Origin of the sequence: Pseudomonas sp. NPDC047961, from assembly GCF_050272435.1 — a bacterium.
Classification (GTDB): domain Bacteria; phylum Pseudomonadota; class Gammaproteobacteria; order Pseudomonadales; family Pseudomonadaceae; genus Stutzerimonas.
On sequence record NZ_JBNNMD010000003.1, the window covers coordinates 440,371 to 455,673 of the forward strand.

A 15,303-nucleotide genomic window follows, 5' to 3' on the forward strand; every position below is an offset into this window, starting at 1 on the left:
CTCTCCATGCACATCGCCAAATCCAGCGCTTTCCTGCTGATCAGCCTCTTGCTTGCCCTGCACACCACGCTCGCATCAGCCGAGAGAGCAACGGAGGCAGCGGCATCCGAAGGGCTGCTCATCGATGGATCGAGCACGGTTTACCCGCTAACCCGTGAAGCGATAAAGCGGTTTCAGCGTGCCCGCCCCGGTCATCCGATCAACGTTGAGTTTTCCGGGACCACCGCAGGTTTTCGTCGATTCTGCGCCGGCGAGACGGATATCAATGATGCGTCGCGCGAAATGAACACCGAAGAACAGGCAGAGTGCGCCAAGAATGGCGTCCGCTACCGCAAGATCCCCCTGGCCATGGACTCCATTGCGGTAGTGGCACATCCCAGCAACCACTGGGCGAAAGACATCACGGTAGATGAACTCAAGGCCCTATGGGCACCGGATGCAGAAGGTCGGGTCACGCGCTGGAACCAGATCCGCCCCGAATGGCCTGACCGCCCCGTGAAACTGTTCGGACGGGGTCAGGACTCGGGCACCTACGATGTCTTTACCCGCGAGATCGTCGGCGCGACGCACCGCAGCCGTCAGGACTACACCGCCAGCGAAAACGAGGAACAACTGGCCGCCGGGATTGCGGCCGAGCCCGATGCGCTCGGTTTCTTTGGCATCGGTGCGTACCATCGGCATTGGGACGAACTGAAGTTGCTCGCCGTGGACAACGGCAACGGACCGGTTTACCCGACGCTCGCCACGGTCAGCGAAGGACGCTATCAGCCACTGACGCGCCCGCTGTTTGTATACCTGAACGAAGAGAGCCTGCAGCGCAAACCGATCACCCGCGCATTCGTTGAACACTATCTGCAGGGGTTGCCCGGCTGGATTCACTTCACCGGCTACATGCCACTCAGTGCCGAGCAATACGAACGCAGCCTGGCGACCCTGCAGAACTCACCGAAGCAGCCCTCGCCCGAGCCGAACTGAACCGATGCTTGAATCGCTGAGCAAATCCGGTAGGCTCGCACCTTTCCCACTGGAGTAGACCCACATGGCACGAGCCACCGCCCGCCACATCCTTGTTCCCACCGAAGCAAAGTGCAACGAGCTGAAGGCTGCCATCGAAGGCGGTGCCGATTTCGCTCAGGTTGCCAAGGACAATTCCACCTGCCCGTCCAGCCGTCAGGGCGGCGACCTGGGCTCGTTCGGCCCCGGTCAGATGGTCAAGGAATTCGACACCGTAGTTTTCAGCGCCCCAATCAATGAAGTCCAAGGCCCAGTGAAAACCCAGTTCGGTTATCACCTGCTGGAAGTGACCAGCCGCCAGGACTGATCCCTCGGCCCCTGCACCTCAAATGCGGGGGCGCCGCTCTTTGCTACCGATGCAGAGAAGCGCCCTCCTCCCAGCAGCACCTCCCCGCTCCACCTTGATGATCACGCCTGCAGACGGAAACGCCCCGTCAACGCCTTGAGCCCGTTCATGCTCTGCATGATGGTGTTGCCTGACGCCGCCGTGTCGTGCGTGGCGCTGGCCGCCTGATCGGCCACCTGGGCGATACGGGTCAGCGACTGATTCATGTCCTCGGCAACATGCGACTGCTCCTCCGCCGCCGTCGCAATCTGGTTGGTCATGCCGCGAATGGTCTGCACCGCGCCGACAATCTGTCCCAGGGCATGTTGCGCCGCTTCGATCTGTGTAAGCGTTGTCGTGCTGCTCTGCCGTGAAGCGTCCATGGCTTCGCCGGCACGTGTAGCCTGGCTCTGAAGCCGCTCGACCAACACACTGACTTCCTTGGCTGAATCCTGCGTGCGGCTGGCCAGGCTGCGGACCTCATCTGCCACAACGGCAAAGCCGCGACCCTGCTCACCCGCGCGCGCAGCCTCGATGGCAGCGTTAAGCGCCAGCAGGTTGGTCTGCTCGGCGATGCCGCTGATCACATTGAGCACCTTGCCGATCTCGTGGCTGTCCTGCACCAGCTGCTGCATCACGCCGGCCAAGCCATCGACATGCCCGGTCAGGGCGCGAATAGCCGTAACCGATTGGTTCATCACTGCGTTACCAGCGCTGGTTTCCTGCTCGGCGACGTCGGCGGCGCTGGCCGCTTCGACAGTGCTCCGCGCGACTTCCTGCGAGGTCGCGAGCATCTCGTTCATGGCAGTGGCGACCTGATCGATCTCGGCCTGCTGACTTTCAACGTTGCGCGCACTGTCGCCCGCCAGGCTTGCCATGCGCACGCACTGACCATCAGCGTCATCGGCGGCCTGGCGCACGCCACGGATCATCTCGCCAACCTCTCCCAGCAGACGGTTGTAAGCGAGGGTGATCATGCCGATTTCGTCGTCGGCATAGCGCACCTGCATAGGCGAAGAGAAGTCGCCCTGGCTAACCTTCTCCAGCCGCTCACGGAGCTGATCGACATGCCGCATCAACCAGTTCATGCCAGCCACCCGACCGAGGACAACCAATAACAAAATGGTCAGAGTCGAACCCATCGCAACCCAGAGCTGCTGGGTCGTATTGCGGTTCACTTCAGCCGAAATCAGAGACACCACCTCGTTGGAGGCGGCGAGAATCTCATTGGCATCCGCCGCGACCGTTTTGAGGTCAGCCTGCTGGCCAGCGGCCAACAACTGTACGGCTGGACGATAGCGCTGCCATATCTGGTCGACGCGCTGCAGATGAGGCTTGGCGCTGGCCAACTCCACCGGGGCGATGCCCTGGCTACCATCACCATTGAGCAGGAGACGATGAGACTGCTCGAAGCGCTGGATGGTTTTATCCACTTCAGCCGGGCCACCGATACCCTGTGCGGCCAGCAACGCCTCTTTCATCATCTTCTGGCTGAGCATGCGCTGGGCACCGGCCATGTCGATCTGGCTGGCGTCCTTACTGGACATGAACAGCACACCGGCCGTTAGCGCCGCGCACAGAAAGATCAGGCTGTAGGAAAAGAAGAATTGCTGATTGATGGTACGCAGACCCAGCCCGCGCAAGAGAGATTGAATGACGTTCGCCAAGGTGCTGGTCATGGGGATATCCAACTGCTGGAGAGGATGCGACACAGTCGACAGAAAGGATCGCGATTACACACTTCTCGGCTGCAGCCGAGGCAACTTGATAGCCACAGACAAACTTTCGCAAAAGCCCGCCACACAAGGGTTTGAGCCGATTTTAATCGCTCATGACCGGCGGGTCAGCGCCTTGATCCAGATCACTAAAGAGGCTGGTTGAAGTAGTTTTTTTGCTCAACCGAACGCCACATAACGACTATGGTCAGGTAATGGCAGGGCTACTTGGCTGCCACCCATTTCATTGAGGACTCGTCATGTTTCATGTAACCCGCATTGGTGATAAACGCATCGACGTGGATTTCTCCGGCAAACTCGACAGCAGCGAGATGCGCTTTGCCTTGGACGAACTGCTGCGAAAGTCAGAAGGCATCAGTCACGGCCAGATGCTCTATCGCATCGGCGACTTCGATGTTCCGACGCTGGGCGCGATGGGTGTCGAACTGGCACGAATTCCCCAACTGTTTCGCTTCATCCGCCGTTTCGATCGCTGCGCAGTGGTGTCCAGCAAGGAGTGGCTACGCAAGGCCAGCGAGATCGAGGGGGCACTGTTTCCCGGTTTGACGATCAAGGCCTTCGACGAAAACCAGAACACCGAAGCGCACAACTGGCTGGAGAGCCAGAACTGAACGCGTGCCCTCACCAGTAGCCTAGCGAGGCGTGCCAAATACCTGGGTCCAGTAGCTGCCGGCGGCGCTGGACTTATCGATCGCATAGGCCGCGCCCATCTCGGTGAAATCCGGGTTCATGATGTTGCTGCAGTGCCCAGGGCTGGCCAGCCAACCTGCCATCACCTGCTTCTCCGAGCCTTGCCCAGCCGCAATGTTTTCGCCGATCCGCTGCCAGCTATAGCCGGCACGGCTGGCGCGGTCGCTGACCTGACTGCCATCCGGAGCCCGATGGCTGAAGTAATTCTGCGCTGCCATGTCACGGCTGTGAGCGAGCGCGGCATCGCCCAGCTTGGCATTCCAGGTCAGTGCGGGAGCCGCCTTGAAGGAACGGCTGCCGCAGGTTCGCGGCTTGGACCGCGCTTCGTTGACCCGTTGCAGAATGTTCTTGCCCACCTGCTGCCAGTCCCCTAGATCAGGCGACAGCAGCGGCTGGGCCAGTAGCACCTGCCAGGTGTTGCCCTTGCGCGACACGCCGATCTCAGCGAACTCGTGACTACGTAGCGGCGCGCAATAACGCTGCTTCAACGCTTGCATGGCTGTTTTCGCGTCCGCCGGGCCTGCAACGGACATGGCCTGCAGCTTGGCCGGTCGATAGTCCGCAGCTTGCAGCGCTTTCTGCAGCTGAGCGCCGCTGGCGGCCGGCTGCACATTCAGTGCCTCGTTCGGCGCCAGAGGCCCGACAGTTTGGCCCTTGCCGTCCCCGCAACTTTCTTCCGCCTCACGGAATTCGTTTATCAAGCCAATCAATGGGTGAGGCTCCTGAGCTTGCGCCTGGCACGCCAGGCTTGTCGCCAGTACCAGCAGAACGCCAGCTGCCGCGCGGGACGGCTCCATGCATGCGGAGGCGTGAAATGGAATCGCGTTAAATGGGCTCATGGATCACCTGTCAGTCTGCGTTAAAGATGCTGACCACGATCCACTGCAAGCGATCCTCTCTCTCGCACATTGCCGCGCGGCCAGGCACGTGGCGAAGATGCGATGATGCACAACGAAGCCAACCCCTGACCCTGCACGCCTGATCACACTCATGACGCTTTCTGACTTTCTGCTGTTCGCCCTGCCGGCGATCTTTCTGACCGGCCTGTCCAAAGGCGGCTTCGGTGGCGCTCTGGGCGGGATCGCCGTACCGTTGCTGGCCCTGGCAATCTCGCCGAAACAGGCCGCCGCGGTAATGCTGCCGATTCTCTGTCTGGCCGATGTGGTGGGTCTCAAGGCCTATGTCGGTCACTGGGACAAGGCGAACCTGAAAGTGATGATGCCCGGTGCGTTGATCGGCATCGCGCTGGGTTCGCTGACCTTCGGCATGCTCGACGAGCGCATGATCGGGCTGATGATGGGCGCGATTGCGGTCGGCTTCGTGCTGTTGGGTCTGTTCACCAACAACGACAAACCGCGACCGCTGCAGCGGGGTCGCGGTACGTTGCTTTCCTCGATTGCCGGTTTCACCAGTTTCGTCGCCCACGCCGGCGGGCCGCCAATCATGATGCACCTGCTGCCGCAGCAGCTGGACAAGCTGCGCTATGTGGCGACCATCAACCTGTTCTTCCTGATGACCAACGCGATCAAGCTGATTCCCTATGCCGCGCTCGGCCAGTTCAGCCGCGAAAACCTGCTACTCAGCCTGACGCTGGCACCAGTGGTGCCGTTTGGCGTCTGGGCCGGGCTCTGGTTGCACAAGCGCATCGACCACAAACTGTTTTACCGAATCGCCCGCGTGGGCATGCTTCTGGCCGGGCTGCAGCTGATCTGGAAAAACCTCTGAAATTGCAGCGGCTACGACCGGCCGCCCGGTTTTCTGAACGTTTCGCGCGCATGCCCAGTCGGATTCAGTGAACCCAATGCAAAGGAGTCATCCTCATGCTGAAGTTTCTGGGCAGCACAGTAGGCATCATCTTTCTGATCGGTCTGTTGGTTGTGATCGGCTTGTTCGCGCTGATTTTCTAACGCCAACTGAAGACGATCGCATAGCAACCACAGTCCCTCGGTACGCACAACCGCAGGTTGCAAGTTTCATCAACAGGCCGCCGCCAACCCGGCGGCCTGTTTGTTTACGGCTACGGCATTTCAACCATGATGACCCTGTCTCCTCGCCTCGTGACTGCTTTTCCCGCCCTGCTACGAACGCTTGGCCTGCTGGCGCTGCTCTGCGTCGCAATGCTGCCGACATCACGCGCCTGGGCGCAGGAAGGCGTCGCGACCGTGCGCCTGGACGGCCGCGCCCTGTTTCGCATCGGCCCCTACGAAGAGCTTGAAGCGCGCCCGCGAGCACGACAGATCGAACGGCAATTGGCGGCTGTGCTGGAAACGCCGAAGGGCATCACGAAAGCGCGCATCGAGCCCACCGAAGCCGAGGACGACGACGGCCTGCAGATCAGCGTGGCCGGCCGCCCATTGATGGTGGTCGCACCAGCTGATGCCGAAGCCAATGGACAACCGCTCGACCGGCTCGCCCGAGACTGGGCAGCGATACTCGACCGGGCCCTGGCGACGGCGGCCAAACGCCGCGATTCGGACCGTGGACGGTTTATAACCTCGGTACAGTCGAGCGTCGAAAATGCTTTTGCGCGCCTGCTCGAGTCAGCGATCAATATCATTCCGCGAGTACTGGCCGCTCTCCTGGTGCTGCTGCTGTTCTGGGGGCTGGCTACTGCTGTACGCGCGCTTATGAAGAAGATAGTGAGCCGCCTGGCCAACGACCTGACCGTCGAAAATCTGGTCCGGCAGGTGAGCTATTACGCGATATGGGTGCTCGGCATCATCGTTGCCGCAAGCGCCTTTGGCTTGGAACCGAGCACCCTCGCCACCGGGCTTGGCCTGACCAGCCTGGCGCTGGGTTTTGCCCTCAAGGACATCCTCTCCAACTTCGTCAGCGGCCTGCTGATCCTGACGCTGCGGCCGTTTCAGCTGGGCGACCAGATCATCATTGGTGAAACCGAAGGGAGCGTGGAGCGCATCGAACTGCGCGCCACCCAGATCCGCACCTATGACGGGCGCCGGGTACTGGTGCCCAACGCTGAGACCTTCACCTCGCGCGTCACCAACAACACAGCGGCGCCGATCCGCCGCGGCAAGGTAGTCTGCATGCTGTATTACGGCATCGATATCGACGCTATCAGCGTGGTCATGCGCGACGCCGCCCAGCAGACGCCCGGTGTGTTGGCCACTCCGCACGCCGAGGTGCTGCTCAACGATCTGGGCGAGAGTCAGCTGGTATTCGACGTCCTGTTCTGGTGCGACTCGCGCCGCTCGGATTTCGTCACCACCGCGTCGGAGGTGCGCAAGGCGCTGGTCGCCGCGCTGCGCTCGGCCGGCATAGCGCTGCCGGACCAGGCGCGACAACACATCGTGGTGCATACGCCGAAAAGCTGACCGCCCATCGCGTCGAGCATTTGCGGCAGCGTGGCCGCTATCGAGCCGAGACGGGGGATTTAACCGGAACCGTGCCCGCCACCCGCGGTCGAGTGTAGGTCAGCGCGCTATACCGCGGCGAAGACAGTACGAGACAAAAGGTCCGACTGAATGAGGCAGTTACTGCAAAACGCTGTGCTGATCAGCGCCACGGCGCTGCTCATGGCGGCCTGCTCCGACGACAAAAAAACCAAGCAAGCCGCACCGCCACCGCCACCGCCCAAGGTGGAGGTCGTGACGGTCGATCCCAAGCCGATCCCCAACATCATCGAGCTACCAGGGCGCGTCCAGGCCATTCGCATCGCCGAGATCCGCGCGCGGGTCAACGGCATCATCCAGGAACGGCTTTACGAAGAAGGCACCGATGTCGAGGTCGGCACGCCACTGTTCCAGATCGACCCACGAGAGATGCGCGCCAACCTCAAGGCAGCCAAGGCAGCGCTAGAGCGTGCCGAAGCCACCGCGTTGAATGCCGCGCAGGACGTCAAACGCTACAAAGGCCTGGTCGCCAAACAGGCCATCAGCCAGCAGGAATACGACACCGCTCTGGCCACCTTACGCACCGCCAAAGCGGATGTATCGCAAGCCGAGGCCAACGTGCAATCGGCCGAGCTCGAATTGGAATACACCACAGTCGAGTCCCCCATCGAAGGTCGGGCTGGGCGCGCGCAGGTCACCGAAGGCGCGCTGGTCAGCGCCAGCGAGGGCACCCTGCTGACCACTGTGGAGAAGTTCGACCCGGTCTATGTGAACTTCGCCCAATCCAGCTCCGATCTCCTGCAGATCCGTGCACGGCTCGCCTCCGGCGCCCTTGAGCTACCGGAGGGAGGGCGTGTGGAGGTCAAGCTGATCCTGGAGAACGGCCACGAATACCCGCATCTCGGCTACGTCAACTTCTACGCCATGAGCATCGACGAGAACACCGGCACCGTGGCCTTGCGCGCCGAGTTCCCCAACCCGGACAGGTTGCTCCTACCCGGCCAGTTCGTTCGCGGGCGCATCAATGCCGGCATCCGGCCTGATGGCGTGCTGATTCCGCAGCGTGCCGTCATGGTCAACGACCAGGCCGCGCGCGTACTGCTCGTGGGCGAGGACGACAAGGTCGTCTCGCGTGAAATCGAGCTCGGCGAGCTCCAGGGCAGCAAATGGGTCATTCGTGAGGGACTGAAGGCCGGCGAGGTGGTGATCGTCGAAGGCGGCGGCAGCGTCCGCAGCGGCGCAGCGGTACGCACCACCCCCTACCAGCCTGAAGGCCCACCGGAAGCGCCAGAGTCCTCCATGGCGACCGAGTCCAGCCAATGACGCCGGCGTTCTTCATCCGGCGTCCGGTCTTTGCCTGGGTCATTGCGCTCGGCATCCTGCTGGGTGGCGTGTTGGCCCTGCGTTCATTGCCCGTCGAGCAATACCCGAGTATTGCCCCCCCGACGCTGCGCATCAGCGTGACTTACCCCGGCGCAGACGCATCGGTGCTGGAAACCAACGTCACCCAGGTGATCGAGCAGGAGCTCAATGGCGTCGAAGGCTTCCTCTATATGGACTCGTCGAGCCGCTCCAATGGCAGTGCGTCGATCGAGCTGACGTTCGAGGCCGGCACCGACATCGACATTGCCCAGATGGAGGTGCAGAACCGCCTGAGCCGGGTCGAGCAACGCCTGCCGGAGGAAGTCCGCCGACAGGGCATCCAGGTCTTCCAGGCCTCGCAGGATTTCCTGCTGATCATCTCGCTGTTCTCCGAAAACGGCACCATGAGCACGCTGGAGCTCGGGCATTTCGCGACCACCCACGTCCTCGACGAGCTGCGCCGCGTGCAGGGCGTGGGTGACATCCGCGAGTTCTATACCGCCTATGCCATGCGGATCTGGCTAAACCCGGATCGGCTGGCCAGCTTCGGCCTTTCCGCTGCCGACGTGCTGGCCGCGGTGCAAGAGCAGAACAGCCAGTCTGCAGGCGGTGCACTGGGTGCCCTGCCGCTGGCAGAGGGAATCGAGATCAACGCGCCGCTGGAAACCCGCGGTCGCTTCAGCACCCCGGAAGAGTTCGCCTCGATCATCCTGCGTGCTGGCCCGGACGGTTCGGCAATCCGCCTGCGCGACGTCGCGCGGGTGGAGCTTGGCGCGCAGAATTACACATCACGCAGCGAACTCAATGGCCAGCCAGCAGCGGGCCTGGCGGTGCAGCTGTCGCCGGGTGCTAATGCCCTGGATACGGCGGCTGCTGTCAAACAGCGAATGCGAGAACTGGCTGAGGGCTTCCCGGAGGACGTTTCCTGGACGGTACCGTTCGACTCGACCCCTTTTATCGCCTCGTCGATCCAGCAGGTGGTCGTCACGCTGCTCCAGGCAATGGCACTGGTGGTGCTGGTCATGCTGCTGTTCCTGCAGAACTGGCGCACCACGGTCATCCCCACCATCGTCATCCCAATCACCCTGGCCGGTACTTGCCTCGGGCTGTGGATCGCCGGGTTCTCGATCAATCTGTTGAGCCTGTTCGGCATGGTCCTGGCGATCGGCACCCTCGTGGACGATGCCATCGTGGTGGTGGAAAACGTCAAACGGATCATGGACGAGGAGCAGCTGCCGCCCTATCAGGCGACCGTCAAAGCCATGGAGCAGGTGACCGCGCCCATCATCGGCACGACCCTGGCGCTGATCGCGGTGTTCGTGCCGCTGGCGTTTTTCCCAGGCTCGACCGGCGGCATCTATCGGCAGTTTGCCGTGACACTGTCGATTGCCGTTGCCACCTCGACGGTTCTGGCGCTGGTGCTGACTCCCGCACTCTGCGCAGCGTTGCTGAAACCAAGCCAGCCGGACAATGGTAAGCCTGGACTGGGCCAGCGTATCTTCGGTCCGTTCAACCGCTGGATGGAGCGCACCACTGACCACTATCACCATGCGGTCGGCGGCATGCTCGCACGGCCGATCTGGTTTCTATTGGCCTTTGTCGGCTTGCTGGCGCTGACAGCCTTTCTCTACCTGCGAATGCCCGGTGCCTTCCTACCGGACGAAGACCAAGGCTCGTTGATGACCGTCATCCAGGCCCCTGCCGGCGCGACGGTCGAGCGGACCGAAGAAGCCATCGAACAGGTCAAGGCGTTCTACGCGGATCATCCATTGGTCGACGACGCCATTACGGTCTACGGCTTCAGCTTCTTCGGCCAGGGCCAGGCCCATGCGATGTCGTTCGTGCGACTGATCCCCTGGGAGCAACGCACCGAAGAGGGCAGCTCCGCTCAGGCATTGGTACGCGAAGCCATGGGCCGTTTCTCGCAGATCAACGAAGCCCGCGTGTTCGCCCTGAACCCGCCTTCGATTCCCGGACTGGGCGTGGCCGGCGGATTCACCTTCAAGCTCGAGGACCGCGGTGGTCTGGGCTACCAGGCACTGCTCGATGCACGAAACCAGTTGTTGGGTAAGGCGAGCGAAAGCCCGGTGTTGCAGAGCGTCCGGCCAGAAGGTGCTGACGACGCTCCGCGCCTGCGGGTCAATATCGACCGTATCAAGGCCCGAGCACTGGGTCTTTCGATCAGCGAGGTCAACGCGACACTGGCTATCGCTTTCGGCAGCGCTTATGCCAACGACTTCAACCGTGACGGTCGCGTCCTGCAGGTGCTGCTGCAGGCGGATGCGCCCTATCGCATGACCCCTCAGGATGTGCTCGACCTGAAGGTGATCAACGACGAGGGCGAAAGCGTGCCATTCGGCGCCTTTACCACCGTGGAGTGGACCGAAGGGCCGACTCAGTTGCAGCGCTACAACGGTTACCCCGCACTGACCTTGTCCGGCAGCGCCGCGCCTGGTTCGACCACCGGCGAAGCCATGACCGAAATGGAACGACTGGCGAGCGAGCTGCCCGGCGGATTCAGCTACGAATGGACCGGCGCCTCGCTGGAGGAACAGCAGGCGTCCGGGCAGGTCGGGATGCTGCTGGGGCTGTCATTGCTGGTGGTGCTGATGGTATTGGCAGCGCTGTATGAAAGCTGGACAGTGCCCATCGCGGTATTGCTGGTGGTGCCCTTCGGCGCGCTGGGGGCCGTGCTGTTCGCGATGTTTCGTGACCTGCCGGCGGACGTCTATTTCAATGTCGGCCTGGTGACCATCATCGGCCTGTCGGCCAAAAACGCAATTCTCATCGTCGAGTTCGCCATCGAAGAGGAAGGCCACGGCAAGAGCCTGACCGATGCCGTGATGAACGCGGTGCGTCTGCGTTTCCGTCCGATCCTCATGACGTCGCTGACCTTCATCCTCGGCATGCTGCCGCTGGTGTTGTCCACCGGTGCCGGCGCGGCTGGCCGCGTCGCGGTCGGTACTGGCGTCATGGGCGGCATGATCGTCGCCACGCTGCTGGGTCTGTTCTACATCCCGCTGTTCTATCTCTCCGTACGTCGCTGGCTGACCAAGCGTCGCCCGCCGACTGCCGAAGACAAGGCGCACCCAGCCGAGGAAGAGGAGGCGCCAGACAATGCCTAGGTTTGCGCCCTTGCTGCTGATCGGCGCCCTGACGGGCTGCCAGCTTGCGCCGTCCCATGAGCCACCGCCCCCGCCCACCGCTGCGCAGTACCCGGCGGATTATCAGCCCATGGACGGCGAGGTGTTGGCTAACGAGATCGGCTGGCGCGAGTTTCTTGAAGACCCACGCCTCGAGCGGTACATCGAAACGGCGCTGCAGCGAAATCGGGACCTGCAGATCGCCGTAGCCCGAATTGAAGAGGCCCGCGGCCAGTTCGGCGTACAAGGCGCCGACCGCTACCCGACGCTGGCCACTACGGCCGATGCCAGCCGTGGCCGCTTTCCAACCGGTAGTGCCGGTCGCGGCTCCGCAGGCGGTGCGACCTCGGGAACATCGAGTGGCCAGATCACTGAGCAATTCTCCGTAGGGCTCGGTATCTCAGCGTTTGAACTCGATTTCTGGGGACGGGTGCGCAACCTTACCGAGGCAGCGCGCGCGCAATACCTGTCGACCATCGAGGCACAGCGGGCCTTCAGACTGTCGTTGATAGCCGATGTGGCCTTGACCTACCTCGCTGTGCGTGGCGCTGAGGCGCGCATTGACCTGGCCGAAGCGACCCTGCAAAGCCGCCGCGACGGCCTGCGCATTGCCCGCGTGCGCTTCGAGGCCGGGATCACCTCGGCCTTGGATCTGAACCAGGCACAGGCGCTGCTGACCCAGGCCAAGACCGAGCTGGCCAACCTGCACCTGGTCCGAGCCGAGCAGGTCAACTACCTCACCCAGCTGATAGGGGGGCCGCTGCAACAGCCGTTGCCGGAGCCGCTGCCACTGAACGAACAGATCGAACCGCTGCGCCTGGATGCGGGGCTACCGTCGGAGCTGTTGCTGGTACGCCCGGACATTCTTGGCGCCGAGCTGGACCTGCGTGCGGCCCGCGCCAACATCGGCGTGGCGAGAGCGGCGTTCTTCCCGCAGATCTCGCTGACTGGCAGCTTCGGCTATATCTCCAATGAGCTGGACAACCTGGTCAGCCGCGACAATCGCACTTGGAGCATCGGCCCGAGCCTCTACCTCCCGTTGTTCGACTTCGGCCGCAACCGCGGCAACCTGACCGTCGCCGAGGCACGGGAAAACGCGGCGGTGGCGCAGTACGAAAGCGCCATCGAAACCGCCTTTCGTGAGGTAGCCGACGCACTGGCAGGCCGCCGCTGGCTCGCAGAGCAGGTTGCCGCGCAAGCGGAGAACGTCGCCACGCTGCGCCGTATTGCCGACCTCGCCCGCGAACGCTACGCCGAAGGCGTGGTGAACTACCTTCAGGTGCTCGATGCAGAGCGCAACCTGTTCGATGCCGAACAGGCGTTTATCCAGGTCAAGCGTGCTCAGATTCAGAACCTGGTGAGCCTGTACATCGCGCTGGGCGGCGGTACCGAGAGTCCATCGCCCGCAGTACCAACCGATACGACGCAGCGGGCCGCGACCTCTGGTCGCTAAGGCCCGGAGCAGCGCGCTTCCCGACCTGCGGCGCCGAATCCTCGACGTGTCATGGCGGTCCAAAAATCACCACGTAATGACTAGAGGAATTGAAATGGGCCTGTTCGACACGATCAAAGAAAAACTCGGCATGGGCGGCGTGAGCAACGAAGCGCACAAGCCGGTCGATCCGAACAACACGCCGAACCAGCATGCGCCGGATACCGTGGTTGATTCGGAGCGGCCGACCGCTGCACACAACGCCACCACGACACCACCCGGAACTGCGCCCAGCCCCGAAGGGGTGGCTCACTCGACGGGCCAATCAACCAGTGCTGTGGATGTTCCAGCAAAGCTCGACGCAATGGCTGCCAACCATTCAGAGCCGTTGAACTGGCGCACCTCGATCGTCGATCTGCTCAAGTTGTTGGGGCTGGACAGCAGCTTGGAATCGCGTAAGGAACTCGCCACCGAACTGGGCTGCCCGTCAGACAAGATGGGCGATTCGGCCCAGATGAACAGCTGGCTGCATCGCACCGTGATGCACAAGCTCGCCGAACATGGCGGCACCGTTCCACCTGAACTACGTACCTGATAAAGGTCTGGGCCTCGCCGGGTGCTGGTCACTCGGCGGGCATTGTTCGCCAGCAAGCTGGCTCCTACAAGACACCGCGCATACCCGTTGGAGCGAGCTTGCTCGCGGTTAACCTTCAGGCACTTCGTAGCACCTTTAGCCCGCAAACCCGGATCGCCAGCAAGCTGGCTCCTACAAAAACACCGCGCACACCCGTAGGCGCGAGCTTGCTCGCGATCAACCTTCAGGCACCTCGTAGCACCGTTAGCCCGCAGACCCGGATCACCAGCAAGCTGGCTCCTACAAAAACACCGCGCACACCCGTAGGAGCGAGCTTGCTCGCGATCAACCTTCAGGCACCTCGTAGCAACGATAGGCCGCGCGCCCCTAGAACCTAGCTGCCAATGCGAGATCAGCTAACGGCACGTTCAATCGTCGAGCGATGGCCCGATCATCTCCGCCAACTGTGGATACACGCCCGGACAGGCGACGAGATACGGATTGCCAAGCAGCAGCCCGTCGTTACGGAAGAAGTCGTTGACCCGACCGCCCGCCTCCTTCACCAGCACCAGCCCCGCCATGCAGTCCCAGCTTTTCAGCTCGGTCTCGTAGTAACCGAGCAGCCGCCCCGCTGCCACATAGGCGGTCATCAGCGCGCCGGAGCCATTGCGGAAGAACATGCCGCCTTCGGCCAACAGCTTTTCCATGAACGGAATGAAGTGCTCTTTCCCGCGAGGATGAAAGGTGCCAGTCGCGATCACGCCTTGGCCGACGTGGGTCGCCGCGCTGACTTTCAATGGGGTGTCGTTGACGAAGGCGCCCTTGCCCAGGCAACCATGAAACAGTTCATTGTGGTTGGGGTCGGCAATCGCACCAAGGTGCGGCTCACCGTCAATCAGCAGGCCGATCGAAACGCACCAGTTATGCAGGCCATTGACGAAGCAGGCAGTGCCATCGATCGGGTCGATGACCCAGACGCAGCGGGCGCCCAGATCGGCCGAACCGCTTTCTTCCCCCAGGAATCCGTCCTCGGGAAAAAGCTGGGTCAGTCGCTCGCGAATAAAGGCTTCGATCTGCTTGTCGGCAATGCTGACCACATCCTGCAGGTCGTCGCCTTTGTGTTCGATGGTCAGTGCCTCGCGCTTGCGGTAGAAGTCCATGCCAAGCTGCGCGGCCTCGAGAGCAAGGGCTTTGGCGCTGGCATAGCGCGCGTCGATATCGAGCAATTGCTGGGAAGTCATGTCCGTCCTGTGAAGCGGCTGCGCGGTAGTCGCGCGGAAAGGCGGATTCTAGTCAATCGATCGCGATGGGCATACAGAGCGCCTTGGCTCACTGGCGCGCCAAGGCGTTGTCCACCTGACCTGACCTGACCGGCCAGGCAGAGCCGCCCGTGTCGACTCACGGCAGTTCTTCGCCCTGCTCGTGCAGGCGCACGTTGAGTTCATCCACTACCGGCGCCCATTCGGCGTCGTCCATCAACAGCTCCTTAAGAAAGGAGCCCTGAGCTTGGCTCCAGAATGGCGCCTCGGAGACTTTCATATGGTTGGGAATCGGGCGGTGGCTGGCGATGAACGCATCGATGCTGGCCGGGTCCGACGGCAGGCCGAGCTGTTCGAAAAGTGTACCGAGATCTTTGTTAGGTAATTCCATGAGCGGGCTCCATCAGGCTATGCAGAA

At 62.2% G+C, this 15,303-nt stretch carries 14 protein-coding genes; 10 read left to right on the forward strand and 4 right to left on the reverse strand.

Going from position 1 to position 15,303, the window contains the following annotated elements:
* Window positions 1-6 precede the first annotated feature (6 nt).
* A complete protein-coding gene (locus ACQKIK_RS12805; RefSeq protein WP_499136224.1) occupies window positions 7-975 on the forward strand; it encodes a PstS family phosphate ABC transporter substrate-binding protein in 969 nt (322 codons plus the stop codon).
* 64 nt (window positions 976-1,039) lie between these two features.
* The gene (locus ACQKIK_RS12810; RefSeq protein ID WP_127839772.1) at window positions 1,040-1,321 is read left to right on the forward strand and encodes a peptidylprolyl isomerase; all 282 of its coding nucleotides are present in this window, start codon (window positions 1,040-1,042) and stop codon (window positions 1,319-1,321) included.
* Window positions 1,322-1,422: 101 nt separating this feature from the next.
* On the opposite strand, the gene ACQKIK_RS12815 is transcribed toward ACQKIK_RS12810, so the two are convergent.
* On the reverse strand, window positions 1,423-3,018 hold the full coding sequence (locus ACQKIK_RS12815) for a methyl-accepting chemotaxis protein (RefSeq protein ID WP_127839773.1): 1,596 nt from the start codon (window positions 3,016-3,018) through the stop codon (window positions 1,423-1,425).
* A gap of 296 nt (window positions 3,019-3,314) precedes the next feature.
* On the opposite strand from ACQKIK_RS12815, the gene ACQKIK_RS12820 reads away from it, so the two are divergent.
* The gene (locus tag ACQKIK_RS12820; protein ID WP_046164386.1) at window positions 3,315-3,686 is read left to right on the forward strand and encodes a SpoIIAA family protein; all 372 of its coding nucleotides are present in this window, start codon (window positions 3,315-3,317) and stop codon (window positions 3,684-3,686) included.
* A gap of 21 nt (window positions 3,687-3,707) precedes the next feature.
* On the opposite strand, the gene ACQKIK_RS12825 is transcribed toward ACQKIK_RS12820, so the two are convergent.
* Entirely contained in the window at window positions 3,708-4,604 is an 897-nt protein-coding gene (locus tag ACQKIK_RS12825) for a CAP domain-containing protein (RefSeq protein WP_499136225.1), read from the reverse strand.
* A 151-nt stretch (window positions 4,605-4,755) separates the two neighbouring features.
* Here ACQKIK_RS12825 and ACQKIK_RS12830 point away from each other — a divergent pair, with 151 nt between their 5' ends.
* From ACQKIK_RS12830 to ACQKIK_RS12860, 7 genes are all read left to right on the forward strand, one after another.
* Window positions 4,756-5,490: a sulfite exporter TauE/SafE family protein gene (locus ACQKIK_RS12830; RefSeq protein WP_499136226.1), complete on the forward strand. Its 735-nt coding sequence runs from the start codon at window positions 4,756-4,758 to the stop codon at window positions 5,488-5,490.
* 95 nt (window positions 5,491-5,585) lie between these two features.
* A complete protein-coding gene (locus ACQKIK_RS12835) occupies window positions 5,586-5,672 on the forward strand; it encodes a small membrane protein YohP (RefSeq protein ID WP_101153254.1) in 87 nt (28 codons plus the stop codon).
* Between the two features lie 126 nt (window positions 5,673-5,798).
* Complete coding sequence (locus ACQKIK_RS12840; RefSeq protein ID WP_499136227.1) at window positions 5,799-7,097, forward strand: mechanosensitive ion channel family protein; 1,299 nt, start codon at window positions 5,799-5,801, stop codon at window positions 7,095-7,097.
* A 150-nt stretch (window positions 7,098-7,247) separates the two neighbouring features.
* Entirely contained in the window at window positions 7,248-8,438 is a 1,191-nt protein-coding gene (locus ACQKIK_RS12845; protein WP_499136228.1) for an efflux RND transporter periplasmic adaptor subunit, read from the forward strand.
* Window positions 8,435-11,602 (forward strand): multidrug efflux RND transporter permease subunit, encoded by a 3,168-nt coding sequence (locus tag ACQKIK_RS12850; RefSeq protein ID WP_499136229.1) that lies wholly within the window; start codon window positions 8,435-8,437, stop codon window positions 11,600-11,602. Before ACQKIK_RS12845 ends, ACQKIK_RS12850 begins: the two co-directional genes overlap by 4 nt.
* The gene (locus ACQKIK_RS12855; RefSeq protein WP_499136230.1) at window positions 11,595-13,073 is read left to right on the forward strand and encodes an efflux transporter outer membrane subunit; all 1,479 of its coding nucleotides are present in this window, start codon (window positions 11,595-11,597) and stop codon (window positions 13,071-13,073) included. The genes ACQKIK_RS12850 and ACQKIK_RS12855 overlap by 8 nt, the downstream gene beginning before the upstream one ends.
* Window positions 13,074-13,167: 94 nt before the next feature.
* Complete coding sequence (locus tag ACQKIK_RS12860; protein WP_463308566.1) at window positions 13,168-13,647, forward strand: DUF3597 domain-containing protein; 480 nt, start codon at window positions 13,168-13,170, stop codon at window positions 13,645-13,647.
* 407 nt (window positions 13,648-14,054) lie between these two features.
* On the opposite strand, the gene ACQKIK_RS12865 is transcribed toward ACQKIK_RS12860, so the two are convergent.
* Together ACQKIK_RS12865 and ACQKIK_RS12870 are read right to left on the reverse strand one after the other, a co-directional pair.
* A complete protein-coding gene (locus ACQKIK_RS12865) occupies window positions 14,055-14,867 on the reverse strand; it encodes an inositol monophosphatase family protein (RefSeq protein WP_499136231.1) in 813 nt (270 codons plus the stop codon).
* Between the two features lie 157 nt (window positions 14,868-15,024).
* The gene (locus tag ACQKIK_RS12870; protein WP_046162406.1) at window positions 15,025-15,276 is read right to left on the reverse strand and encodes a DUF2789 domain-containing protein; all 252 of its coding nucleotides are present in this window, start codon (window positions 15,274-15,276) and stop codon (window positions 15,025-15,027) included.
* Window positions 15,277-15,303 lie beyond the last annotated feature (27 nt).